Below are 22177 nucleotides of genomic sequence, written 5' to 3'. Positions count from 1 at the left end.
TGCGTATGTACGTATTGCTTGCGTCGCGCGAAGAACTGCGGGTGCAGGTCGGTCGGCGTGCGTCAGCCCTGGCGCTGCTTGTGGCGCAGGTTGTCGCAGATGACCATGACCCGGCCGTGACGGCGGATCACCTTGCACTTGTCGCAGATCTTCTTGACGCTCGGCTTGACCTTCATGGGATGTGAGGTTCTCCGGGTCAGTGCCGACACCCCGCGAGGGGGGTGCGACAAGATCTACTTGTACCGGTAGACGATCCGGCCACGCGTCAGGTCGTACGGAGAGAGCTCCACGACGACCCGGTCGTCCGGGAGGATACGGATGTAGTGCATCCGCATCTTGCCGGAGATGTGCGCGAGGACCTTGTGACCGTTCTGGAGCTCCACCTTGAACATGGCGTTCGGGAGGGACTCGATCACGGTGCCCTCGATTTCGATGGCACCTTGCTTCTTGGCCACGCTTCGCCTTTCGAATCGGCTACCTTGATCGACTCCCGCACCGCGTGCGGACACACGGGTACACGAGAGCCGACGCATCAGTCTACGTCAGGCCATTCGAAAAGACGAATCCGGCAAGTGTGCCCAACGTGAGAGATCCTTAAGCGGCGCGCGCGCCGCGAAGACGCGCCACAGCCGCCATGCGTCATGCCAGCGGGTCCGGCGCCGCCGTGATGCCAAGCTCCGCCAGCTTCGCCTTGCCGCCGTCGTGGGCAGTCAGCACGAGTGGACCCTCCTCCGTCAGCGCGACCGAGTGCTCCCAGTGCGAGGACCAGGTGCCGTCGGTGGTGATGACCGTCCAGTCGTCGGAGAGGACCTCCGTGTGCGGCGTACCGAGCGACACCATCGGCTCGATGGCCAGACAGAAACCGGGGACCAGCTTCGGACCCTTGCCTCGCTTGCGCGAGACGTAGTTCAGCAGGTGGGGGTCCATGTGCATCTCGGTGCCGATGCCGTGGCCGCCGTAGTCCTCGATGATCCCGTACTTACCGGTCGCGGGACGCGGCTGGCGGCGGATGTAGGTCTCGATGGCACGGGAGACGTCGACGAGCCGGTTGCCGTTCTTCATCGCGGCGATGCCGGCCCACATCGACTCCTCGGTCACGCGGGACAGCTCGAGGAGTTCCGGAGCGTGGCCACTGCCCACGAAGGCCGTGTAGGCGGCGTCGCCGTGCCAGCCGTCGACGATCGCGCCGCAGTCGATGGAGATGATGTCGCCGTCCTTGAGGACGGTCGCCTCGTCCGGGATGCCGTGGACGACGACCTCGTTGACCGAGGTGCAGATCGTCGCGGGAAAACCCCCGTAGCCGAGGAAGTTCGACTTCGCGCCGTGGTCCGCGATCACCTTGCGGGCGACCTCGTCGAGGTCCTTGGTCGTGGCGCCGGGCACCGCGGCCTCACGGGTCGCGTCGTGGATGGCGGCGACGACCAGTCCCGCCTCGCGCATCTTCGCGATCTGCTCGGGAGTCTTGATCTGCACCATTGCGGCGGGCGCCTTTCTGGACAAGTGGTTCCGGGCTTATCAACGATACGGCCGCGGCGTCCGAAGGACACCGCGGCCGTAACTCTGGGGTAACTGTCTCGCGGGTGCTCAGGCCTGGGCGGCCTTGTCCACCTGGAGGGCCTCCATCGCCCGAGCGGTCACATCGGTGACCTTGCCGAGCGCGGAGATGGTGACCACCAGGCCCTGCGACCTGTAGTAGTCGATGATCGGCTCGGTCTGCGTGTGGTAGACCTCGAGCCGCTTGCGGACCGTCTCCTCCGAGTCGTCGTCGCGCTGGTACAGCTCGCCGCCGCACTCGTCGCAGACGCCCTCGGTCTTGGCCGGGGAGTACGTCACGTGGAAGACGTGCGCGCTGTTGCTGCGGCACACACGACGTCCGGCGATCCGCTTGACGACCTCGTCCTCGGGGACCTCCAGGTCGAGCACGGCGTCCAGCTGGACACCCTCGCCCTTGAGCATCTCGTCCAGCGCCTCGGCCTGGCCCACGTTGCGCGGGAAGCCGTCGAGCAGGAAGCCGCCCACGGCGTCCGGCTGGGACATGCGGTCCTTTGCCATCCCGATCGTCACCTCGTCGGGGACCAGGTTGCCGGCGTCCATGTACGACTTGGCCTGCTTCCCCAGCTCGGTGCCCTGGGAGATGTTGGCGCGGAACAGGTCGCCCGTGGAGATGTGCGGGATCGACAGGTTCTTGGCGAGGAACGCTGCCTGCGTCCCTTTCCCGGCACCGGGCGGTCCGACGAGGACGATTCGCATCAGCGGAGGAACCCTTCGTAATTGCGCTGCTGGAGCTGGCTCTCGATCTGCTTCACGGTCTCCAGACCCACACCCACGATGATGAGGATGCTCGTCCCGCCGAACGGGAAGTTCTGGTTCGCGCCGCCGAAGCCTGCCAACGCCATCGTCGGGACAAGAGCAATCAGACCCAGGTACAGCGAGCCCGGCCAAGTGATCCTGTTGAGCACGTAGCTCAGATACTCGGCAGTAGGTCGACCGGCCCGGATACCCGGGATGAAGCCACCATACTTCTTCATGTTGTCCGCGACTTCCTCGGGGTTGAACGAGATCGCCACATAGAAGAAGGCGAAGAACACGATCAGAAGGAAGTACGTGACGATGTAGTAGGGGTGGTCGCCCTTGACGAAGTGGGCTTCGATCCAGGTTTTCCAGCCCGACTGCGAGTTCGAGAACTGCGCGACGAGCGCCGGGATGTAGAGCAGCGACGAGGCGAAGATGACGGGAATCACACCCGCCTGGTTCACCTTGAGCGGGATGTATGTGGACGTACCGCCGTACGACCTGCGACCGATCATCCGCTTCGCGTACTGCACCGGGATGCGCCGCTGGGCCTGCTCGACGAAGACGACCAGCCCCACCATCACGAAGCCGATCAGGATGACCGTGCCGAACTCGATCCAGCCCTGGGCGAGCTTGCCGCTCTCCTTGATCGCCCACAGGGCGCCCGGGAAGCCGGCGGCGATCGAGATGAACATCAGGATCGACATGCCGTTGCCGATGCCGCGGTCGGTGATGAGCTCACCGAGCCACATGACGGCAGCGGTACCGGCGGTCATGGTGACGACCATCACGATGGTGGTGAAGATCGACCGGTCCGGCACGATCTCGTTACCGACCGGGCAGCTGGCGAAGAGCGCGCCGCTCCGGGCGGTGGCGACGAGGCCGGTGCCCTGCAGCACCGCGAGCGCCACCGTCAGGTAACGCGTGTACTGCGTGATCTTCGCCGTGCCGGACTGACCCTCCTTCTTGAGGGCCTCCAGCCGCGGGATGACCACGGTCAGCAGCTGCAGGATGATGCTCGCCGTGATGTACGGCATGATGCCGAGCGCGAAGATGGTGATCTGCAGCAGCGCTCCGCCGCTGAACATGTTCACCAGCCCGAACAGGCTGTTGTTGCCCTTCGTGGCCGCGTCGACACAGATCTGGACATTCTGATAACTGACGCCGGGTACCGGGATGTGTGACCCGAGTCGGTACAGAACGATGATGGCCAGTGTGAAGAGCAGCTTCTTGCGCAGGTCGGGCGTCTTGAACGCCCGGGCGAACGCGGTGAGCACGGTGCCTCCTGCGACCCCCGCGCTACTGCGTCAGAGGTGACGGTCTTGAGGATCGACGAATACGTATCAGGCAAAATCCGCACGGGGCGCCAGTAGGCACACCGGGCTGAAGTTAACAACGCACGACACCTTACCGGCGACCGTGCCCCCCAAGGAACGACCAACCGGGGATGCCCCTTATGAGAGGCATCCCCGGTCGGATGTTCAAGCCATCGAGTCGTCTCAGACGAGCTCGGTGACGGTGCCGCCGGCGGCGGCAATCTTCTCCTTGGCGGAACCGGAGACGGCGTCGACCGTCACCTGCAGCGCCACGGAGATCTCGCCCTGGCCCAGGACCTTGACGAGGCTGTTCTTGCGCACGGCACCCTTGTCGACCAGGTCGGCAACGGTGACCTCGCCACCCTCGGGGTAGAGGGCCGCGAGCTTGTCCAGGTTCACGACCTGGTACTCGGTGCGGAACGGGTTCTTGAAGCCCTTGAGCTTCGGGAGACGCATGTGGAGGGGCATCTGCCCACCCTCGAAGCGCTCCGGAACCTGGTAACGGGCCTTGGTGCCCTTGGTACCACGACCGGCCGTCTTACCCTTCGACGCCTCACCACGACCCACACGGGTCTTTGCGGTCTTGGCGCCCGGGGCGGGACGGAGGTTGTGGACCTTCAGCGGGTTCTGCTCCGCCATGTCAGTCGACCTCCTCGACCGTCACGAGGTGGCGGACGGTGTGCACCATTCCGCGGAACTCGGGGCGGTCCTCCTTGACGACCACGTCGTTCAGGCGCTTGAGCCCGAGCGAACGCAGGGTGTCACGGTGGTTCTGCTTGCTGCCGATGTACGACTTCGTCTGCGTGATCTTGAGGCGGGCCATTACGCACCCGCTCCCGCACGCGCACGGAGCAGAGCCGCGGGGGCGACGTCCTCGAGGGGCAGACCACGGCGAGCCGCGATCTCCTCGGGACGCTGCAGGCCCTTGAGGGCCGCCACGGTCGCGTGCACGATGTTGATCGCGTTGTCCGAGCCGAGCGACTTCGACAGGATGTCGTGCACGCCCGCGCACTCGAGCACGGCGCGCACCGGGCCACCGGCGATAACACCGGTACCGGGGGAAGCCGGCTTGAGCAGGACGACGCCGGCAGCCTTCTCACCCTGGATCGGGTGCGGGATGGTGCCCTGGATACGGGGGACCTTGAAGAAGTGCTTCTTGGCCTCCTCAACACCCTTGGCGATGGCGGCCGGCACCTCCTTGGCCTTGCCGTAACCGACACCTACGGTGCCGTCACCGTCACCCACCACGACGAGCGCGGTGAAGCTGAAGCGACGACCACCCTTGACAACCTTGGCGACGCGGTTGATCGCGACAACGCGCTCAACGTACGCGGTCTTCTCGGCGGCAGCTGCGCCACCGTCGCGACCCTTCCGGTCCCGCCGCTCGCCGCCACCGGCACCGCTTCCGCGGCGCTGGGGTCCAGCCATTGGATCTACCTCTCTCTGTTACGTCCGTTAGTCCCGGAACCGGGGCTCAGAACTTCAGCCCGGCTTCGCGGGCGGCGTCAGCCAGAGCGGCAATGCGCCCGGCGTACCTGTTGCCACCACGGTCGAACACGACGGCCTCGACGCCGGCGGCCTTGGCGCGCTCGGCGACCAGGGAACCGACCTGCTTGGCCTGGGCGCTCTTGTCGCCCTCGCCACCGCGGATCGAGGTGTCCAGGGTCGACGCCGACGCGAGCGTGTGGCCCGCGATGTCGTCGATGACCTGGGCCACGATGTGGCGGTTGGAACGCGTCACGACCAGGCGCGGACGCTCCGGCGTACCGGAGACGTTCTTGCGGACGCGGATGTGGCGGCGCTTGATGGCGGCGCGCTTGTACGCGTCGCCCTTGGCAATCTTCACACCGTATGCCATGGCTTACTTACCCGCCTTTCCGACCTTGCGGCGGATGACCTCGCCCGCGTACTTCACGCCCTTGGCCTTGTACGGGTCGGGCTTGCGCAGCTTGCGGATGTTCGCGGCGACCTCGCCGACCTTCTGCTTGTCGATGCCCTCGACCGAGAACTTGGTCGGCGACTCGACCTTGAAGGAGATGCCTTCCGGCGCCTCCACCAGGATCGGGTGGCTGTAACCGAGCTGGAACTCCAGGTTGGAGCCCTTCGCGGCGACGCGGTAACCGACACCGCTGATCTCGAGCGCCTTGGTGTATCCCTGGGTCACACCGGTGATCATGTTCGCCACCAGCGTGCGGGACAGGCCGTGCAGGGCCTTGTTCTGACGCTCGTCGTTGGGACGGGTGACGTTGAGCACGCCCTCCTCGCCCTTAACAATCTCGATCGGCGCAGCGACGGTGTGCGTGAGGGAGCCCTTCGGACCCTTCACCGCGACCGTGCGGCCATCGATGGTGACGTCCACACCGGCGGGAACCTGGATGGGGAGCTTGCCGATTCGCGACATGAGCTTTTCCTCCGTTCCCGACTACCAGACGTAGGCGAGGACTTCCCCACCCACGCCCTTCTTCTGCGCCTGCTGGCCGGTCAGGAGACCGTGGGACGTGGAGATGATCGCCACGCCCAGGCCGCCGAGAACCTTCGGCAGGTTGGTGGACTTCGCGTAAACACGCAGACCCGGCTTGGAGATGCGCTTGATGCCGGCGATCGAACGCTCACGGTTCGGGCCGAACTTCAGCTCGAGGACGAGGTTCTTGCCGACCTCGGCGTCCTCGACCTTCCAGCCGGTGATGAAACCCTCCTGCTGGAGGATCTCGGCGATGTGCGACTTGATCTTGCTGTGCGGCATCACGACAGAGTCGTGGTACGCCGAGTTCGCGTTACGCAGACGCGTCAGCATGTCTGCGATCGGATCAGTCATGGTCATGAATTGGCCTTCGGCCTCTCTCGCCGGGGTTTCCTGTATGCGCCATCCCTCTCCCCACACAGGGGCGGGACGGGTGCGGCGCGGGGACCTACGGCGTAGTAAGTCGTACGGGCGGCAGACGCCCAACCCTCCTAGCCTAAGCCATGGAGAGAAGGGCCCCTGCCAACCCTCTGCTTACCGAGAGACTCCGGTTGTCCCGATTAAGGGGACTACCAGGAGCTCTTGGTCACGCCCGGCAGCTCGCCACGGTGAGCCATCTCACGAAGGCACACGCGGCACAGGCCGAACTTGCGGTACACGGAGTGCGGGCGGCCGCAGCGCTGGCAGCGGGTGTACGCACGCACACCGAACTTGGGCTTACGAGCAGCCTTGGCAATAAGAGCCTTCTTCGCCATCTCGCTTACGCCTCCTTGAACGGGAAGCCGAGGTGACGCAGAAGGGCACGGCCCTCGTCGTCGTTGGTCGCCGTGGTCACCACGGTGATGTCCATACCCCGGACGCGGTCGATCTTGTCCTGGTCGATCTCGTGGAACATGACCTGCTCCGTGAGACCGAAGGTGTAGTTGCCACGGCCGTCGAACTGCTTGGGGGACAGACCACGGAAGTCGCGGATGCGCGGAAGCGCGAGCGACAGGGTGCGGTCCAGGAACTCCCACATGCGGTCGCCACGAAGCGTGACGTGGGCACCGATCGGCTGACCCTCACGCAGCTTGAACTGCGCGATGGACTTACGGGCCTTGGTGACGGCCGGCTTCTGGCCGGTGATCGTGGTGAGGTCGCGAATCGCGCCGTCGATCAGCTTGGAGTCGCGGGCGGCGTCGCCCACACCCATGTTGACCACGATCTTGACGAGGCCCGGGACCTGCATGACGTTCTCGTAGGAGAACTCCTCACGCAGCTTGCCCGCGATCTCCTCGCGGTACTTCGTCTTGAGACGCGGAGTGGTGGTGGTAGCCATCAGATGTCCTCACCCGTCCGCTTGGCAACGCGGATCTTGTTGCCCTCGTCGTCGAAGCGGAAACCGACGCGGGTCACGACCTTCTTGCCGTCCTTCTCCACGACGAGCTGAACATTGCTCACGTGAATGGGGGCCTCGGTCGTGACGATGCCACCGGTCTGCGAACCACGAGCGGTCTGGCCGGCCTTGGTGTGCTTCTTGACCCGGTTGACACCCTCGACCAGGACGCGGTCCTCGCGGGGGAAGGCCTGAATGACCTTGCCCTGCTTGCCCTTGTCCTTACCGGTGATGACCTGAACCAGGTCGCCCTTCTTGATCTTCATGCTTACAGCACCTCCGGCGCGAGCGAGATGATCTTCATGAACTTCTTCTCGCGCAGCTCACGGCCCACCGGGCCGAAGATACGGGTGCCGCGAGGGTCGCCGTCGTTCTTCAGAATGACGGCGGCGTTCTCGTCGAAGCGGATGTACGAGCCGTCCTGACGACGACGCTCCTTGACGGTGCGAACGATGACCGCCTTGACGACGTCACCCTTCTTCACGTTGCCACCGGGGATCGCGTCCTTGACGGTGGCGACGATGACGTCACCGATGCCCGCGTAGCGGCGACCGGAGCCACCGAGAACACGGATGCAAAGGATCTCCTTGGCACCAGTGTTGTCGGCGACGCGCAGTCGCGACTCCTGCTGGATCACGTCTATCTCCTGATTGTCTGCCGGTTCCCGGCGGGGGCTCCCTCTTACGAGGAAAGACCCCCACCGAGCCTGGCGGAACGAACTCGAAGGGTTACCCCTTCAAGCAATTACTTGGCCTTCTCGAGGATCTCGACGATGCGCCAGCGCTTGGTCGCCGACAGCGGACGCGTCTCCATGATGAGGACGCGGTCGCCGACGCCGGCAGCGTTCTGCTCGTCGTGCGCCTTGAGCTTGTTGGTACGGCGGATGACCTTGCCGTACAGCGCGTGCTTCACGCGGTCCTCGACGGCGACGACGACGGTCTTGTCCATCTTGTCGCTGACGACGAGACCCTCACGGGTCTTGCGGTAACCGCGGGCGGTCTTGTCTTCAGTCACGTTGCTCTCGCTCATCAGGCGCTCTCCACCGTCTCGATGCCCAGCTCGCGCTCACGCATCAGGGTGTAGATCCGGGCGATGTCCTTGCGGACGGCCTTCAGCCGGCCGTGGTTCTCGAGCTGACCCGTCGCCGCCTGGAAGCGGAGGTTGAACAGCTCTTCCTTGGCCTCGCGGAGCTTGGCAACAAGCTCCTCGTTGCCCAGTTCGCGCAGCTCGGACGCCTTGGTACCGGCCGACATCACGCTTCACCTGCCTCGCGCTTGACGATCCGGCACTTCATCGGCAGCTTGTGGGCCGCGCGAGTCAGAGCCTCACGTGCAATCTTCTCGTTCGGGTAGGACAGCTCGAACATGACCCGGCCCGGGTGCACGTTCGCGACCCACCACTCGGGGGAACCCTTACCGGAACCCATGCGGGTCTCGGCGGGCTTCTTGGTCAGCGGGCGGTCCGGGTAGATGTTGATCCAGACCTTGCCGCCACGCTTGATGTGGCGGGTCATCGCGATACGAGCCGCCTCGATCTGGCGGTTGGTCACGTACGCCGGAGTCATGGCCTGGATGCCGTACTCGCCGAACGCAACCGTCGTACCACCCTTGGCCATACCGCGGCGCTTCGGGTGGTGCTGCTTGCGGTGCTTGACCCTACGGGGGATCAGCATTTCGGTCAGGCCTCCGTTCCGGTGCTCTCAGCAGCCGGAGCGGCGGCGGGAGCGTCGGCCTTGGGGGCCTCGGCAGCCGGAGCCTGCTGCGGCTTGCGACCGCGACCGCCACGCTCGCCACCGCGGCCACCACGGGCCGGGCGGTCAGCGCCACCACGGGCCGGGCGGTTGCCGGCGCGGGCAGCAGCGTTCTCGGCGCGGACCTCGGCGATGTTCTTGACGTCGCCCTTGTAGATCCAGACCTTCACGCCGATGCGGCCGAAGGTGGTCTTGGCCTCGAAGAAGCCGTACTCGACGTTCGCGCGCAGCGTGTGCAGCGGCACACGACCCTCGCGGTAGAACTCCGAGCGGGACATCTCGGCGCCGCCGAGACGGCCGCCACACTGGATCTTGATGCCCTTGGCGCCGGCCTTCATCGCCGACTGCATGCTCTTACGCATGGCGCGGCGGAAGGAGACGCGGGAGGACAGCTGCTCGGCAACGGCCTGGGCCACGAGCTGAGCGTCGACCTCGGGGTTCTTGACCTCGAGGATGTTCAGCTGGACCTGCTTGCCCGTGAGCTTCTCGAGGTCGCCGCGGATGCGGTCGGCCTCGGCGCCACGGCGGCCGATGACGATGCCGGGACGCGCGGTGTGGATGTCCACCCGCACGCGGTCACGGGTGCGCTCGATCTCGACCTTCGAGATGCCCGCGCGCTCCATGCCGGACGTCATCATCCGACGGATGGCGACGTCTTCCTTGACGTAGTCCTTGTACAGCTTGTCGGCGTACCAGCGGGACTTGAAGTCCGTGGTGATACCGAGCCGGAACCCGTGCGGGTTTACCTTCTGGCCCATTACCGGGTTCCTTCCTTGCTGCTGACGACCACGGTGATGTGGCTGGTCCGCTTACGGATCCGGTAGGCACGGCCCTGAGCACGCGGACGGAACCGCTTCAGGGTCGGACCCTCGTCCACGTACGCCTCGCTGATGACCAGCGAAGAGGCGTCGGTGTGGTCGTAGTTGTGCGCGGCGTTGGCAATGGCGCTGTCCAGCACCTTGCCGACCGGCACGCTCGCGGCCTGCGGGGCGAAACGCAGGACCGCCTGAGCCTCCGTGGCATCCATGCCACGGATGAGGTCCACCACTCGGCGGGCCTTCATGGGCGTGACGCGGATGTACCGCGCCTGGGCCCTGGCTTCCATGGTTGTCCCTTCGGTGTAAGTCATTAGTCGTTCCACCCCGCGGTTAGCGGCGCTTCGACTTCCGGTCGTCCTTGACGTGGCCGCGGAAGGTGCGAGTCGGCGAGAACTCGCCGAGCTTGTGGCCGACCATGGACTCGGTGACGAACACCGGGACGTGGGTCTTGCCGTTGTGCACCGCGATCGTGTGGCCGAGCATGGCCGGGATGATCATCGAGCGACGGGACCAGGTCTTGATGACGTTCTTGGTGCCGGCTTCGTTCTGGGCGTCCACCTTCTTGATCAGGTGGTCGTCGACGAAGGGCCCCTTCTTGAGACTGCGCGGCATCTAAACCCGCTCCTAGCGCTTCTTGTTCGTCTTGCGGCGGCGGACGATGTACTTGTTCGAAGCCTTCTTCGGCGAACGAGTACGACCCTCCTTCTGACCCCACGGGGAGACCGGGTGGCGACCACCGGAGGTCTTGCCCTCACCACCACCGTGCGGGTGGTCAACCGGGTTCATCGCGACACCGCGGACGGTCGGGCGGACGCCCTTCCAGCGCAGGCGGCCGGCCTTGCCCCAGTTGATGTTCGACTGCTCGGCGTTGCCGACCTCGCCGACCGTGGCGCGGCAGCGGATGTCGACCAGGCGAATCTCACCGGACGGCATACGCAGGTGGGCCATCTGGCCCTCCTTCGCCAGCAGCTGCACGGAGGCACCCGCGGAGCGGGCGAACTTCGCGCCGCCGCCGGGCCGCAGCTCGATGGCGTGGATGGTCGTACCGACCGGGATGTTGCGCAGCGCCAGGTTGTTACCGGGCTTGATGTCGGCGCCGGGGCCGTTCTCGACCCGGTCGCCCTGGCTCAGGCCACGGGGGGCGATGATGTAGCGCTTCTCGCCGTCTGCGTAGTGCAGGAGCGCGATGCGCGCGGTGCGGTTGGGGTCGTACTCGATGTGAGCGACCTTCGCCGGCACGCCGTCCTTGTCGTGACGACGGAAGTCGATCAGGCGGTAGGCGCGCTTGTGGCCACCGCCCTGGTGACGGACGGTCACACGACCGGTGTTGTTACGGCCGCCCTTGCTGTGCAGGGGGCGGACCAGCGACTTCTCCGGCGTGGACCGCGTGATCTCGACGAAGTCGGCGACGCTGGAGCCACGACGGCCCGGAGTCGTCGGCTTGTACTTGCGGATACCCATTGTCTCTCAGTCCTCGGAAACTATTCCGAAATCTGGACGATCTCGACCGCCGTCAGGCGGTCGGACCGCCGAAGATGTCGATACGGTCGCCCTCGGCAAGGGTCACGATGGCGCGCTTGGTGTTGGCGCGCTTGCCGAAACCGGTGCGGGTGCGCTTGCGCTTGCCCTGACGGTTGATCGTGTTGACCCCGGTGACCTTGACCGAGAAGACCGCCTCGACGGCCTGCTTGATCTGGGTCTTGTTGGAGCCAGGCGCGACGATGAACGTGTACTTGTTCTCGTCGAGCAGGGCGTAGCTCTTCTCGGACACAACCGGCTTGACGAGAACGTCGCGCGGGTCCGTGAAGGTCTTGCTGGTAACGGTCGCCTCGGACATCAGACGTCGCTCCCTTCGGTCTCAGCGGCCTTGGGGCCAGACACGAAGGACTCGAAGGCGGCCTTGGTGAAGACCACGTCGTCGGAGACGAGCACGTCGTACGTGTTCAGCTGGCCCGGCTCCAGGATGTGCACCTGGGGCAGGTTGCGGGCGGACAGCCACGCGGCCTCGTCGGCGCGGTCGACGACCAGGAGCAGGTTCTTGCGCTCACTGATCTTGCCGAACAGCGTCTTCGCTGCCTTGGTGGAGACCTCGCCCTCGACCACGCCGGAGACGACGTGGATACGGGAGTGACGGGCCCGGTCGGTGAGGGCACCGCGCAGGGCGGCGGCCTTCATCTTCTTCGGGGTCCGCTGCGAGTAGTCACGCGGCACGGGGCCGTGGACGACGCCACCGCCGGCGAACTGAGGCGCACGAGTCGAACCCTGACGGGCGCGGCCGGTGCCCTTCTGGCGGTAAGGCTTCTTGCCACCACCGCGGACCTCGCCACGCGTCTTGACCTTGTGCGTGCCCTGACGGGCGGCGGCCAGCTGCGCGACGACGACCTGGTGGATCAGCGGGATGCTGACCTTGGCGTCGAAGATCTCGGCCGGGAGCTCAACGGTCCCGGACTTGTCGCCCGCGGGCGACAGGATGTCAATGGTGCTCATAGTCCTCAGGCCCCCTTGGCCGCAGTGCGGACCAGGACCAGGCCGCCGTTCGGACCAGGAACTGCGCCCTTGATGAGGAGCAGGCCCTTCTCCGCGTCAACGGCGTGAACGGTCAGGTTCTGGGTGGTGACCCGCTCGTTGCCCATGCGGCCCGCCATGCGGAGGCCCTTGAACACACGGCCCGGGGTGGCGCAGCCACCGATGGAGCCGGGAGAGCGGTGCTTGCGCTGGGTGCCGTGACCGGCGCCGAGGCCCTTGAAGTTGTGACGCTTCATGACACCGGCGAAGCCCTTGCCCTTGCTCTTGCCCGTGACGTCTACCTTGACGCCGGACTCGAACACCTCGGCAGTGATCTCCTGGCCCAGCGTGTACTCGCTGGCGTCAGGGGTGCGGAGCTCCACCAGGTGGCGGCGGGGGGTCACGTCGGCCTTGGCGAAGTGGCCCTTGAGGGGCTTGTTCACCTTGCGAGGGTCGATCTCGCCGAAGGCGATCTGGACCGACTCGTAGCCGTCGATGTCATTCGTACGGACCTGGGTAACGACACAGGGCCCGGCCTTGACGACGGTCACCGGGACGACACGGTTGTTCTCGTCCCAGACCTGGGTCATGCCGAGCTTCTCGCCCAGGACGCCCTTGATCTGCTTTGCCATCTCTTCCGCGCCTCTCAGAGCTTGATCTCGATGTCAACGCCGGCCGGAAGGTCCAGGCGCATCAACGAGTCAACGGTCTTGGGCGTCGGGTCGAGGATGTCGATCAGGCGCTTGTGCGTGCGCATCTCGAAGTGCTCGCGCGAGTCCTTGTACTTGTGCGGCGACTTGATGACGCAGTACACGTTCTTCTCAGTGGGCAGCGGCACCGGGCCTGCGACCGACGCACCAGTGCGGGTCACCGTCTCGACGATCTTCTTCGCCGAGGAGTCGATGACCTCGTGGTCGTAGGCCTTGAGCCGGATGCGGATCTTCTGTCCCGCCATGGCTACTCAGTAGTCCTTTGTCTAGTGAAACGCTCTGGTACTCGGTGGGTCTTGCTCTCTTCTCCGACCCACGCGGTCGGGCGTGTCGCACTCCCTCTACGAAGATCTCCCGAAGGATTTCCCAACCAAGGGGGTGCGGCCAGCGGCCGCGTATCGAGGGGAAGAGCTCCCGCCGAGTGCCTGGCCGGTACCCCGCTGACACTTCCCGGAAGATTCCCGTACGTCCGACCCGAGGGTCGACGAGTACTGTGGGACTCGCTTCCGGTCCTCCCGGCGGGAGGCGCGCAGCATCGGCACTCAACCGAGCAACCCGGACAGTCTGCCACACACTCCCGTGCCCTGGCCAATCGAGCCGAGAACACTACCCCGCGGGGGTTATGTGTCAAACAACGGCGCGCAGAACCCCTGTCCGGACGGCCGCGCGGCGCCTCGGTTCGCCTGCCGCACCCTCCGCCGACACAGGGCCGTCCCGGCGCGACCTCGATGTGCGTTATTCGGTCGAGCCGGGCTCCTCACCGCTCCTACAGTGGCCGGACAGTCATTCGACACGGGGGCCGGTTCTGCCATGCGCACGCACTATCCACGCACGGCCCATCTGCCGTGGTCACCCGGTGCGACCTCCGACGATGTGCGTGTCGCGGATCTCGACGGGCTGCGCGGGCGGGAGGTCGTCGTCACCGAGAAGCTCGACGGGGAGAACACCACCCTGTACCGCGACGGGCTGCACGCCCGGTCGCTGGACTCCGCCCACCATCCGTCCCGCGCTTGGGTGAAGGCGCTGCACGGACGCGTCGCGCACGGCATCCCGGAGGACTGGCGGGTGTGCGGGGAGAACATGTTCGCCCGGCACTCGATCGCGTACGACGACCTCGAGAGCTACTTCTACGGGTTCTCCGTGTGGGACGAACTCGGCTGGTGCCTCGACTGGGACCGGAGCGTCGCGTTCCTGCGCGACCTGGGCGTCCCGGTGCCCCGGGTGCTGTGGCGCGGGGTGTTCGACGAACGGGCGCTGCGCGCCCTGAAGCCGGACCTGGGCCGGCAGGAAGGGTTCGTCGTCCGCACCACCGACGGCTTCGTGGCCGAGGAGTTCGGGCAGCGGGTCGCCAAGTGGGTGCGGGCCGGGCACGTGCGGACCGATACGCACTGGATGCACGCGGCTGTCGTACCGAACGGGCTCGGCCCGGGCGCGGCACTGTGGGACGTACGGTCCGGAGCCGCGCCGGACCCCCGGGCGCTGGGCGTGGGCGACGGTGACGCCGAGGCCGTGGCGCGCCTGGACACCGGCGGCCGCATGGGGGACGCCCGGCTCGCGGGCGTACTGGCGGCGCTGCTGCACCGGGAGCGGCGGGCCGTGCTCGCGCCCCGCCTGGCGCCGCTGCTCGGCCTGCCGCTCGCACGTCGCGTCGCCGACCTGGTCGGGCTGCAGGCAGGCCTTCACCGGCCGTACCCGGACGAGCAGCGCCGCGCCGGGCTCGTGCGGATGTCGTACGCCGCCGACCTGGGTGTGCTGCACGCGGTGGCCGCGGCGACGGCCGGGACGGCCCAGGCGCGGGAGCAGGTGGAATGGTCCTGGCTGCACACCGCGGACATCGCGCCCCTCGACGGGCTCACGGAAGAGTTCGCCGGTCTGGACGACGACGCGGCCGCCCGCTGCCGTGCCGAGGCCCGCGAGGCGTACGCCGAGGGCCGCATCGGCAGCGCGGCGGAGGCCACCGCCGCGACCTGGCGGTGGCGCTCGGGCGACTTCCCCCGGCTGATCCATCTGGTGGGCCCGTCCTGCAGCGGCAAGAGCTCCTTCGCACAGGGCCTCGGCGGAGTGGACGCGTACGTGTCCCTCGACGAGCTGCGCCGCGCCCGCGGTTCGCGCGCCGACCAGAAGGCCAACGGGGACGTGCTCCGCGAAGGGCTCGACCTGCTGGACTCCGCCCTGGCACGCGGCGGGACCGTGGTGTGGGACGCCACGTCCCTCAACCACCACCAGCGGTCGCTGGTGCACACGGTGGCCCGCCGTCGTGACGCGCTTGTGACCCACGCCGTGCTGCTCGTCGGCGAGGACGAGCTGGCGCGGCGCAATCTGGAAAGAGAGCACCCCGTGCCGCCGGCGGTGCTGACCTCGCAACTGCACCGGTTCGTCCCCCCGTACCCGGGCCAGGCGCACCGCACCTGGTACATCGGGGCGAGCGGGACCGTCGAGGAGGAGGCGTAGGCCGTGCGTACCAGCGAGGAGATCTACCACCGGGTCCGCTGGGACGCGCGCTTCGACCCGGCCCGCTTCGTGATCGGCGTGCGCCGGCGCGAGGCGGCGCCCAAGCGCATGCCGCTGTCCGCCTTCGTGCCCGGCGGGGACATCCCCTGGCACCGCGTGCTGTTCTTCGAGGCGGACGGCGAGCTGGTGTGGGACCGGGCCACGGGCGTGGACCGGATCGACGACACGGACGCCGGGCGGGTACGGGAGGCGCGCCGGCTGCGTGCGCCGTTCTTCGAAGCACGGACGCCGTACGCGTGGGACGGGGACGGCTGGATGCCGGCGCACGCCCCCAAGGGCACCCCGGGGAGCCTGCGCGTCCTGACCTGGAACACCCTGTGGGACCGCTACGACTCCGACCGCATCGCCACCGCCGTACGCCGCCCCCTCCTGATCCACGCCCTGCGCGAGGCGGACGCCGACGTCGTCGCGCTCCAGGAGGTCGAACCCGAGCTGCTCGTCATGCTGCTGCGCACGCCGTGGGTACGGGACGCTTACACGGCGGCCACCGACCCCGGCGGCCGTGACGTCGACGAGTGCGGCCTGCTGCTGCTCAGCCGGCTGCCCGTGCGCGAGGCGGGCCACCACGTCCTCGGCCCGCACAAGGCGGTGGCGGCGATCGTCGTGGAGACCCTCAGCGGTCCGGTGACCGTGGCCGCGACCCACCTCACCAGTGACCACTCCGAGGACGGCGCCGCCCGGCGGAACGCGGAACTGGCCCGGATCGCCGAGGGATCGGCGGGCATCGAGGGCGACCTCGTGCTCATGGGCGACTTCAACGACGGCACGGACACGCCGCAGACGACGCTCGGCATGCGCGACGCCTGGAGCGATGCCCACGGGCCCGGTGACGCGACCCCGACCTTCGACCCGGCCGCCAATCCGCTCGCCGCCGTCTCGTCCCTGAGCGGGCGGGCGTCCCGGCTGGACCGTGTACTGCTCCGGTCGGACACGTTCCGGGTCGACTCGGCCGTCCTGCGCGGGGACGTCCCCGGCCCTGAAGGGCGGCACATCTCCGACCACTACGGCGTGGAGGTCGCCCTGAGCCCCGCGCGGGAGGAGAGCCGCGTCCTCGACGTGCGGCCGACGGCACGTACGGCCGTGGCCTGGCTGCCGCCCACCGGGCTGTGGGGACCGATCCAGGACGTCCGCCGCGAGCACGACCCGCAGATCCACCGCTGGCCACCGCACGTCAACCTGCTCTTCGGGTTCGTGCCGGAGTCCGCCTTCGAGGAGGCCGCCCCGCTGCTCGCTGAGGCGGCCGCGGGCATCGCCCCCTTCGACGCCCGGCTGGAGGGCGTTGACAGCTTCGGGCACCGCGAGGACGCGACCGTGTGGCTCGACCCGGCGGCGGCCGGCGAGCAGCCGTGGCAGGAGCTGCGCCACGCCCTGGAGCAGCGGTTCCCCCGCTGCCGCGGCCGGCGGGAGGGTTTCACCCCGCACCTGAGCCTGGGCCGGACCCGAGATCCGCAGCCGCTGGTGGCCGAGTGCGCGTCCCGGCTCGGCGGCATGTCCGCCGCGGTCGGTGAGCTGGTGCTGCTCTCGCGCCGCGCCGGCGAGCCGATGCGGGTACGGGCGACGGTCGCGCTCGGAACGGGCGAGGTGCGGTGGACACCGGAGGCGCCGGGCGGACCGGAGACACCGGACGGACCGGAGGACGAGCGCGTCGCCGACGACGTGCGGGTACGGGTGGAGCGGGCGCTCGCGGACGGACGGGTGCACCTCGTCGGTTCGCGGCGCACGGGATGCGCGCTTCCCGGGGCCGATCTGGACCTGGTCGCCGCCCTGCCGGGCACTCCCGAACCGGCGGGCGTCCGAGCCCGGTTGACGGCCGTGCTGCCGGAAGCGACGGACGTGCGGGAAGTGGTCGGCGCACGTGTCCCCGGACTGCGGCTCAACGTCGGCGGCCTCGCCGTGGACCTGGCCGTCGTCGGCACCGGTGCGCTCGATCCGGCAGAAGCGGTCGGCCGCCGGGCCGAGCTGGGCGAGGACGCGGCGGTCGCGCTCAGCGCGGTCAGCGACGCCGACGCGCTCCTCGACGAGATCGAGGCCGGGGTCGCGGGCCGACGGGAGCCGTTCACGCGTCTGGCCCGCCAGGTCAAGGCATGGGCGAAGGCCCGCGGGCTGGACTCCGCTCCGTTCGGCGGGCTGCCGGGCCTCGGCTGGTCCGTCCTCGCGGCGCGTACCGTCCGCGAGGCCGGCGACCTGCCGCCCGGCGAACTGCTCCGCCACTTCTTCGCGACCTGGGCGGCCTGGGACTGGCGCGAGCCGGTCGGCGGCCCGGCGCGCCCGGATCTGCCGGTCACGGTCATGACCCCGACCGCGCCGGTACGTCCCTGCTCCGACCAGGTCACCGCCGACATGCGCGACCTGATCACGCAGGAACTGTTCCGGGCCTGGGAGCTCCTGGACGGCGACTCCACAGAACCGCTGCTCGCCCCTCCCCCGCTGCACCGCCGGCACGCGGCCTGGGCGGTCGTGACCGTGGCGCCCGGCGACGAGGGCCGCGTCCGCGGGCGGATGCGGGCGCTTGTGACGGCACTGCCGCAGCCCGGTGTCCACGCATGGCCGCGTCCCTTCACCGACTCCCCCGTGCGCTACGCCGTCGGCCTCGGTCCCACACCGCCGGACCCGGCCGGGCTGGCGGATCTCACCGCCCCCTGGCTCAGAGGTCTGACGGGCACGAAGGTCGAGCACGCGGCGTGCGGCGACGTACCGACACTCGTGTGACCTGCCGGCTCTCGCCATAGGGCCGGCAGCCCCGGGGCGGATGTCAGATCGAACACATGGCCAGAATCCGGGCAACCTCCGGCGCCCGTGCCCCGTCTAGTCGATCGCGGCTGTCGGCTCGACCGGCCCGGCCGCCACCTGGGATTTCACAGTACGCAGACGGGGGCTCCGCCCAGCCGCTGCGGGGGACCGGACGGAGCACGACAAGTGGACGACAGAGCTGTGTCGGGGCTGCGCACGGGCCGGCCCCGGCGGCGCAGCGTCGTCGCCGCCATCGGCGCGCTGGCCGCGGCCGGCTCGGCCACCGCCCTCACCTCGTGTTCGGTGCCCGCGCCACGGCGCACCGGGCCCGTCACCGACCCCGCGCCCGGGATCGCCATAAGCGACTCACGGCCCGCCCGGCTGATGCAGATACTGGCGCACCCCGACGACGACCTGTACTTCATGAACCCGGACACCCAGCGGATGCTGGACTCCGGCGTCCCCCTCGTCTGCGTGTACGTCACGGCCGGCGAGGCCGACGGCGTCAACAAGGCCCCGGGACGGCCGCGTCCCGCCGCGGACAAGAGCGCGTACTCGTCCGCCCGTCACCAGGGCCTGCGGCAGGCGTACGCGACCCTGCTCGGGCTGCCCCGGTTCACGGACTGGCAGAAGGGGGTCACCACGCTGCGCGGCGGTCGGCGGGCCGAGATCAACAGCCTGGCCGTCGGCCCCCGGCGCGTCGACCTGATCTACCTGAACCTCGCCATGCACACCACCCGCCATGCCCGGCTCGGTCTACCGAACCTGTGGCGGGACCGCGTGCTGGAGCTGCCGACCGTCGTGGCCGACGACTCCCCAGTGCACAGGATCGAGAGTTACGACTACGACAGGCTCGTCGACGTCCTCGTCGGGCTGATGGACCGCTACCGGCCCACCGTCGTGCAGACGCTGGACCCTGATCCCGACATCCAGTACAGCGACGAGGCCACCCGTAAGAAGGACAGCGAACAGCGCGGTTACTCGGATCACGGGGACCACACAGCCGTGGCCTCCTTCAGCTGGGCGGCGATGGCCCGGTGGGTTGCCGAGTCGGCACGCGACGGCGGCGAGATACCGGCGTTCGTCGCCACCTCCTTCCGCGGCTACTACAACCGGCACTGGCCGAAGAACCTGCCGGACAGCGTGCTGCGGCACAAGGCCGGCCATCTGGTGCCGTACGGCGGGCAGGCCGACTGGAACTGCGGCAACAGCGGCGGGTGCGGCGACTACAACGTGGGCGGCGACCGTCCCCTGACCAACAAGAAGGGCTGGGTCCGTTCCACCCACTACCGCTACCCCGGACCCCGCGCGTCCCTCGCCGCCGAAGGCGACGGACGGCTGACCGCGTACGGGGTGCTGGGGCTGCGCGCGGTGCGCTGGCGGGAGACGGAGGCCGGGAGCGGCCGGTGGGGTCAGCCCGCCGACCTCGGCGGGGGACCTCTCGCGCCGACACTGGGCGCGACGGCGCTCGGCGACGGACGGCAGCTCCTCTTCGCACTTCGCTTCTCGGCGATCAGCGGTCACGGCGGGAACAACGCCCGGGAGATAGTGCTGCTGGAACAGCGCTCCGCGGGCGGACCCTTCCTCGCATGGCGCGGCCTGGGCAACCCCGAGCGTCATGACGACCGGGGCCGGCGCATAGGGGTGCCGGTGGCCGTCAGCGCGCCCGACGGGCGGGTTCACCTGTTCGTGCGCAACGCGGACAAGGGCGTCAGCACACGGGTCCGGGAGGCGGACGGCCGCTGGAGCGGCTGGCGGGCCCTCGACGGCGGCGCAGAGATACAGGACGGCCTTGCGACCGTCGTCGACGCGGCCGGCCGTGTCCACCTCTTCGCCACGGGCTTCGACACCGTCCACCACTGGACACAGGACGCGCCCGGCCTGCCCCTCACCCACCGCCCCTCCGGGCGTCTTCCGGCGGCCGTCGACACCCCCGCCGCACTCGCGGAGGCCGACGGTTCCGTGCACCTGCTGTACCGGACGGAGCGGCCCTGGGAGCGGACGGACCCGAGGGACTCCCGCGGCAGCGCCTCGCCCGCCCTCACCCGCTTCAGCCCGGACGGCAGGCCGCTGCCCGCCGTCCGGTTCGAGGGCTACGGACCGCTCGCCACGGGCGGTGACCCCGAGCGGGCCGTCCTGGCGGGGCTGGATCTGCTGGGCCGGGTGCAGCTGCGCCACGACGGCCGGCTGCTGACCCGTACCGCCGGGGCCGTGGCCCTGGACACGCCCACGCTGGACGTCGCCCCCGACGGAGAGATCCGGGTCGTCGGAATGGGCCCGGACGCGCACCCGTGGACCTGGTCGCCCGGTGCGGCCACGGCGACCGGCTGACGGCCCCGCCCGGCGGGCGGGAGCCGAGCCTCCGCCGGCCGGACATGACGAAGGGCCCCGCACCGTAAGGTGCGGGGCCCTTCTTGCAGCTCAGCGAGCTACCAGGTCAGAGCAACAATTACTTGTTGATCTTGGTGACCTGGCCGGCGCCCACGGTCCGGCCACCCTCACGGATGGCGAACTTGAGGCCCTCCTCCATGGCGACGGGCTGGATCAGCTCGACGGTCATGGTGGTGTTGTCGCCCGGCATGACCATCTCGGTGCCCTCGGGGAGGGTCACGACGCCGGTCACGTCCGTGGTACGGAAGTAGAACTGCGGGCGGTAGTTGTTGAAGAAGGGGGTGTGACGGCCACCCTCGTCCTTCGACAGGATGTAGGCCTGGGCCTCGAAGCTGGTGTGCGGCGTGACCGAACCCGGCTTGATGATGACCTGGCCGCGCTCGACGTCCTCGCGCTTGATGCCACGGAGGAGCAGACCGACGTTCTCGCCCGCCTGGCCCTCGTCGAGCAGCTTGCGGAACATCTCGATGCCGGTGACCGTGGTGGTGGTCTTCTCGGTCTTGATACCGACGATGTCGACGGTCTCGTTGACCTTGAGGACACCACGCTCGATACGACCGGTGACGACGGTGCCACGACCGGTGATCGTGAAGACGTCCTCGATCGGCATCAGGAACGGCTTGTCGACGTCACGCTCGGGCTGCGGGATCGCCTCGTCGACGGCGGCCATCAGGTTCAGGACCGACTGGCCCCACTCCTTGTCGCCCTCGAGAGCCTTGAGCGCCGAGACCTTGACGACGGGAACGTCGTCGCCCGGGAACTCGTACTCGGAGAGGAGCTCACGCACCTCGAGCTCGACGAGCTCCAGGATCTCCTCGTCGTCCACCATGTCGGCCTTGTTCAGGGCGACGACGATGTACGGAACGCCGACCTGGCGGGCCAGGAGCACGTGCTCCTTGGTCTGCGGCATCGGGCCGTCGGTCGCGGCGACCACGAGGATGGCGCCGTCCATCTGCGCCGCACCCGTGATCATGTTCTTGATGTAGTCCGCGTGACCGGGGCAGTCGACGTGCGCGTAGTGACGCGACTCGGTCTGGTACTCGACGTGCGCGATGGAGATGGTGATACCGCGCTGGCGCTCCTCAGGAGCCTTGTCGATCTGGTCGAAGGCCGAGGCCTCGTTCAGGTCCGGGTACGCGTCGTGCAGCACCTTGGTAATGGCGGCCGTGAGGGTCGTCTTACCGTGGTCGATGTGACCGATGGTGCCGATGTTGACGTGCGGCTTAGTCCGCTCGAACTTCGCCTTCGCCACTGGGGTCCTCCTGTGGAGTGGTTCTGTACGCCTTACTCATCGGCGCCAGGTGATCTTTGCTGGGAT

The 22177-nt window shown here is 68.3% G+C and carries 30 protein-coding genes; 3 read left to right on the top strand and 27 right to left on the bottom strand.

All coding sequences use genetic code 11. From position 1 onward, the window contains the following. Positions 1-62: 62 nt before the first annotated feature. The 26 genes from rpmJ to rpsJ all read right to left on the bottom strand — a co-directional run bounded on the left by rpmJ (position 63) and on the right by rpsJ (position 13472). Positions 63-176, bottom strand: coding sequence for a 50S ribosomal protein L36 (gene rpmJ / locus MDN94_RS11010; RefSeq protein ID WP_003956441.1), 114 nt, complete (start codon positions 174-176; stop codon positions 63-65). 57 nt (positions 177-233) lie between these two features. Continuing rightward, complete coding sequence (infA, locus tag MDN94_RS11005) at positions 234-455, bottom strand: translation initiation factor IF-1 (RefSeq protein WP_003956442.1); 222 nt, start codon at positions 453-455, stop codon at positions 234-236. A 184-nt stretch (positions 456-639) separates the two neighbouring features. Next, positions 640-1476, bottom strand: a complete 837-nt coding sequence (gene map, locus MDN94_RS11000; RefSeq protein ID WP_441265754.1) for a type I methionyl aminopeptidase — start codon at positions 1474-1476, stop codon at positions 640-642. A 108-nt stretch (positions 1477-1584) separates the two neighbouring features. Then, positions 1585-2250, bottom strand: a complete 666-nt coding sequence (locus MDN94_RS10995) for an adenylate kinase (protein ID WP_482725645.1) — start codon at positions 2248-2250, stop codon at positions 1585-1587. Beyond that, positions 2250-3569 (bottom strand): preprotein translocase subunit SecY, encoded by a 1320-nt coding sequence (gene secY / locus MDN94_RS10990; protein ID WP_005313519.1) that lies wholly within the window; start codon positions 3567-3569, stop codon positions 2250-2252. The genes MDN94_RS10995 and secY overlap by 1 nt, the downstream gene beginning before the upstream one ends. Before the next feature lie 222 nt (positions 3570-3791). Next, positions 3792-4247 carry a 50S ribosomal protein L15 gene (gene rplO, locus MDN94_RS10985; protein ID WP_005313522.1) on the bottom strand — a complete coding sequence of 152 codons (456 nt, stop codon included), beginning with the start codon at positions 4245-4247 and terminating at the stop codon, positions 3792-3794. 1 nt (position 4248) lies between these two features. Beyond that, positions 4249-4431 (bottom strand): 50S ribosomal protein L30, encoded by a 183-nt coding sequence (gene rpmD, locus MDN94_RS10980; protein ID WP_005313525.1) that lies wholly within the window; start codon positions 4429-4431, stop codon positions 4249-4251. Further along, positions 4431-5036, bottom strand: a complete 606-nt coding sequence (rpsE, locus tag MDN94_RS10975) for a 30S ribosomal protein S5 (RefSeq protein WP_005313527.1) — start codon at positions 5034-5036, stop codon at positions 4431-4433. Before rpsE ends, rpmD begins: the two co-directional genes overlap by 1 nt. A gap of 46 nt (positions 5037-5082) precedes the next feature. Beyond that, the gene (gene rplR, locus MDN94_RS10970; RefSeq protein ID WP_005313533.1) at positions 5083-5466 is read right to left on the bottom strand and encodes a 50S ribosomal protein L18; all 384 of its coding nucleotides are present in this window, start codon (positions 5464-5466) and stop codon (positions 5083-5085) included. Between the two features lie 3 nt (positions 5467-5469). Further along, the gene (gene rplF / locus MDN94_RS10965) at positions 5470-6009 is read right to left on the bottom strand and encodes a 50S ribosomal protein L6 (protein WP_005313535.1); all 540 of its coding nucleotides are present in this window, start codon (positions 6007-6009) and stop codon (positions 5470-5472) included. Between the two features lie 21 nt (positions 6010-6030). Further along, the gene (gene rpsH, locus MDN94_RS10960) at positions 6031-6429 is read right to left on the bottom strand and encodes a 30S ribosomal protein S8 (protein WP_005313538.1); all 399 of its coding nucleotides are present in this window, start codon (positions 6427-6429) and stop codon (positions 6031-6033) included. Positions 6430-6638: 209 nt separating this feature from the next. Beyond that, the gene (locus MDN94_RS10955; protein ID WP_003956452.1) at positions 6639-6824 is read right to left on the bottom strand and encodes a type Z 30S ribosomal protein S14; all 186 of its coding nucleotides are present in this window, start codon (positions 6822-6824) and stop codon (positions 6639-6641) included. Positions 6825-6829: 5 nt separating this feature from the next. Then, on the bottom strand, positions 6830-7387 hold the full coding sequence (gene rplE, locus MDN94_RS10950; RefSeq protein ID WP_018847497.1) for a 50S ribosomal protein L5: 558 nt from the start codon (positions 7385-7387) through the stop codon (positions 6830-6832). Further along, on the bottom strand, positions 7387-7710 hold the full coding sequence (rplX, locus tag MDN94_RS10945) for a 50S ribosomal protein L24 (protein WP_159688581.1): 324 nt from the start codon (positions 7708-7710) through the stop codon (positions 7387-7389). Before rplX ends, rplE begins: the two co-directional genes overlap by 1 nt. Before the next feature lie 2 nt (positions 7711-7712). Continuing rightward, positions 7713-8081, bottom strand: a complete 369-nt coding sequence (rplN, locus tag MDN94_RS10940; RefSeq protein WP_003956455.1) for a 50S ribosomal protein L14 — start codon at positions 8079-8081, stop codon at positions 7713-7715. Positions 8082-8188: 107 nt separating this feature from the next. After that, positions 8189-8473: a 30S ribosomal protein S17 gene (gene rpsQ, locus MDN94_RS10935; protein ID WP_482725644.1), complete on the bottom strand. Its 285-nt coding sequence runs from the start codon at positions 8471-8473 to the stop codon at positions 8189-8191. Next, the gene (gene rpmC / locus MDN94_RS10930; protein ID WP_017949657.1) at positions 8473-8697 is read right to left on the bottom strand and encodes a 50S ribosomal protein L29; all 225 of its coding nucleotides are present in this window, start codon (positions 8695-8697) and stop codon (positions 8473-8475) included. The genes rpsQ and rpmC overlap by 1 nt, the downstream gene beginning before the upstream one ends. Beyond that, positions 8697-9116: a 50S ribosomal protein L16 gene (rplP, locus tag MDN94_RS10925; protein ID WP_005313579.1), complete on the bottom strand. Its 420-nt coding sequence runs from the start codon at positions 9114-9116 to the stop codon at positions 8697-8699. Before rplP ends, rpmC begins: the two co-directional genes overlap by 1 nt. A gap of 5 nt (positions 9117-9121) precedes the next feature. Then, a complete protein-coding gene (gene rpsC / locus MDN94_RS10920) occupies positions 9122-9952 on the bottom strand; it encodes a 30S ribosomal protein S3 (protein ID WP_005313583.1) in 831 nt (276 codons plus the stop codon). Further along, complete coding sequence (gene rplV, locus MDN94_RS10915; protein ID WP_004571827.1) at positions 9952-10299, bottom strand: 50S ribosomal protein L22; 348 nt, start codon at positions 10297-10299, stop codon at positions 9952-9954. The genes rpsC and rplV overlap by 1 nt, the downstream gene beginning before the upstream one ends. A 43-nt stretch (positions 10300-10342) precedes the next feature. Next, complete coding sequence (gene rpsS, locus MDN94_RS10910; RefSeq protein WP_166628878.1) at positions 10343-10624, bottom strand: 30S ribosomal protein S19; 282 nt, start codon at positions 10622-10624, stop codon at positions 10343-10345. 12 nt (positions 10625-10636) lie between these two features. Further along, positions 10637-11473, bottom strand: a complete 837-nt coding sequence (gene rplB / locus MDN94_RS10905; protein WP_482725643.1) for a 50S ribosomal protein L2 — start codon at positions 11471-11473, stop codon at positions 10637-10639. Between the two features lie 52 nt (positions 11474-11525). Continuing rightward, the gene (gene rplW / locus MDN94_RS10900; RefSeq protein ID WP_005313587.1) at positions 11526-11849 is read right to left on the bottom strand and encodes a 50S ribosomal protein L23; all 324 of its coding nucleotides are present in this window, start codon (positions 11847-11849) and stop codon (positions 11526-11528) included. Further along, complete coding sequence (gene rplD / locus MDN94_RS10895) at positions 11849-12499, bottom strand: 50S ribosomal protein L4 (protein ID WP_037773993.1); 651 nt, start codon at positions 12497-12499, stop codon at positions 11849-11851. Before rplD ends, rplW begins: the two co-directional genes overlap by 1 nt. A 5-nt stretch (positions 12500-12504) precedes the next feature. Next, on the bottom strand, positions 12505-13149 hold the full coding sequence (gene rplC / locus MDN94_RS10890) for a 50S ribosomal protein L3 (RefSeq protein ID WP_005313592.1): 645 nt from the start codon (positions 13147-13149) through the stop codon (positions 12505-12507). Positions 13150-13163: 14 nt separating this feature from the next. Beyond that, on the bottom strand, positions 13164-13472 hold the full coding sequence (gene rpsJ / locus MDN94_RS10885; protein ID WP_003948644.1) for a 30S ribosomal protein S10: 309 nt from the start codon (positions 13470-13472) through the stop codon (positions 13164-13166). A gap of 565 nt (positions 13473-14037) precedes the next feature. On the opposite strand from rpsJ, the gene MDN94_RS10880 reads away from it, so the two are divergent. From MDN94_RS10880 to MDN94_RS10870, 3 genes are all read left to right on the top strand, one after another. Continuing rightward, positions 14038-15678, top strand: a complete 1641-nt coding sequence (locus MDN94_RS10880) for an RNA ligase family protein (RefSeq protein WP_482725642.1) — start codon at positions 14038-14040, stop codon at positions 15676-15678. A gap of 3 nt (positions 15679-15681) precedes the next feature. Next, on the top strand, positions 15682-18447 hold the full coding sequence (locus MDN94_RS10875; protein ID WP_482725641.1) for a poly(A) polymerase: 2766 nt from the start codon (positions 15682-15684) through the stop codon (positions 18445-18447). Between the two features lie 207 nt (positions 18448-18654). After that, positions 18655-20799 carry a PIG-L family deacetylase gene (locus MDN94_RS10870; RefSeq protein WP_482725640.1) on the top strand — a complete coding sequence of 715 codons (2145 nt, stop codon included), beginning with the start codon at positions 18655-18657 and terminating at the stop codon, positions 20797-20799. Between the two features lie 118 nt (positions 20800-20917). Here MDN94_RS10870 and tuf read toward each other — a convergent pair whose 3' ends face one another. Continuing rightward, positions 20918-22111: an elongation factor Tu gene (gene tuf / locus MDN94_RS10865; RefSeq protein ID WP_005313609.1), complete on the bottom strand. Its 1194-nt coding sequence runs from the start codon at positions 22109-22111 to the stop codon at positions 20918-20920. Positions 22112-22177 lie beyond the last annotated feature (66 nt).

The organism is Streptomyces sp. WAC00040, from assembly GCF_056835925.1.
This window is presented reverse-complemented; position numbering and strand designations above follow the sequence as displayed.

Excerpts from the sequence above, each read along its gene's own strand:
- rpmJ (WP_003956441.1), bottom strand. The coding sequence starts at position 176 with ATGAAGGTCAAGCCGAGCGTCAAGAAGATCTGCGACAAGTGCAAGGTG.
- map (WP_441265754.1), bottom strand. The coding sequence starts at position 1,476 with ATGGTGCAGATCAAGACTCCCGAGCAGATCGCGAAGATGCGCGAGGCG.
- MDN94_RS10995 (WP_482725645.1), bottom strand. The coding sequence starts at position 2,250 with ATGCGAATCGTCCTCGTCGGACCGCCCGGTGCCGGGAAAGGGACGCAG.
- rplO (WP_005313522.1), bottom strand. The coding sequence starts at position 4,247 with ATGGCGGAGCAGAACCCGCTGAAGGTCCACAACCTCCGTCCCGCCCCG.
- rpmD (WP_005313525.1), bottom strand. The coding sequence starts at position 4,431 with ATGGCCCGCCTCAAGATCACGCAGACGAAGTCGTACATCGGCAGCAAG.
- rpsE (WP_005313527.1), bottom strand. The coding sequence starts at position 5,036 with ATGGCTGGACCCCAGCGCCGCGGAAGCGGTGCCGGTGGCGGCGAGCGG.
- rplR (WP_005313533.1), bottom strand. The coding sequence starts at position 5,466 with ATGGCATACGGTGTGAAGATTGCCAAGGGCGACGCGTACAAGCGCGCC.
- rplF (WP_005313535.1), bottom strand. The coding sequence starts at position 6,009 with ATGTCGCGAATCGGCAAGCTCCCCATCCAGGTTCCCGCCGGTGTGGAC.
- rpsH (WP_005313538.1), bottom strand. The coding sequence starts at position 6,429 with ATGACCATGACTGATCCGATCGCAGACATGCTGACGCGTCTGCGTAAC.
- MDN94_RS10955 (WP_003956452.1), bottom strand. The coding sequence starts at position 6,824 with ATGGCGAAGAAGGCTCTTATTGCCAAGGCTGCTCGTAAGCCCAAGTTC.
- rplE (WP_018847497.1), bottom strand. The coding sequence starts at position 7,387 with ATGGCTACCACCACCACTCCGCGTCTCAAGACGAAGTACCGCGAGGAG.
- rplX (WP_159688581.1), bottom strand. The coding sequence starts at position 7,710 with ATGAAGATCAAGAAGGGCGACCTGGTTCAGGTCATCACCGGTAAGGAC.
- rpsQ (WP_482725644.1), bottom strand. The coding sequence starts at position 8,473 with ATGAGCGAGAGCAACGTGACTGAAGACAAGACCGCCCGCGGTTACCGC.
- rpmC (WP_017949657.1), bottom strand. The coding sequence starts at position 8,697 with ATGTCGGCCGGTACCAAGGCGTCCGAGCTGCGCGAACTGGGCAACGAG.
- rplP (WP_005313579.1), bottom strand. The coding sequence starts at position 9,116 with ATGCTGATCCCCCGTAGGGTCAAGCACCGCAAGCAGCACCACCCGAAG.
- rpsC (WP_005313583.1), bottom strand. The coding sequence starts at position 9,952 with ATGGGCCAGAAGGTAAACCCGCACGGGTTCCGGCTCGGTATCACCACG.
- rplV (WP_004571827.1), bottom strand. The coding sequence starts at position 10,299 with ATGGAAGCCAGGGCCCAGGCGCGGTACATCCGCGTCACGCCCATGAAG.
- rpsS (WP_166628878.1), bottom strand. The coding sequence starts at position 10,624 with ATGCCGCGCAGTCTCAAGAAGGGGCCCTTCGTCGACGACCACCTGATC.
- rplB (WP_482725643.1), bottom strand. The coding sequence starts at position 11,473 with ATGGGTATCCGCAAGTACAAGCCGACGACTCCGGGCCGTCGTGGCTCC.
- rplW (WP_005313587.1), bottom strand. The coding sequence starts at position 11,849 with ATGTCCGAGGCGACCGTTACCAGCAAGACCTTCACGGACCCGCGCGAC.
- rplD (WP_037773993.1), bottom strand. The coding sequence starts at position 12,499 with ATGAGCACCATTGACATCCTGTCGCCCGCGGGCGACAAGTCCGGGACC.
- rplC (WP_005313592.1), bottom strand. The coding sequence starts at position 13,149 with ATGGCAAAGCAGATCAAGGGCGTCCTGGGCGAGAAGCTCGGCATGACC.
- rpsJ (WP_003948644.1), bottom strand. The coding sequence starts at position 13,472 with ATGGCGGGACAGAAGATCCGCATCCGGCTCAAGGCCTACGACCACGAG.
- MDN94_RS10880 (WP_482725642.1), top strand. The coding sequence starts at position 14,038 with ATGCGCACGCACTATCCACGCACGGCCCATCTGCCGTGGTCACCCGGT.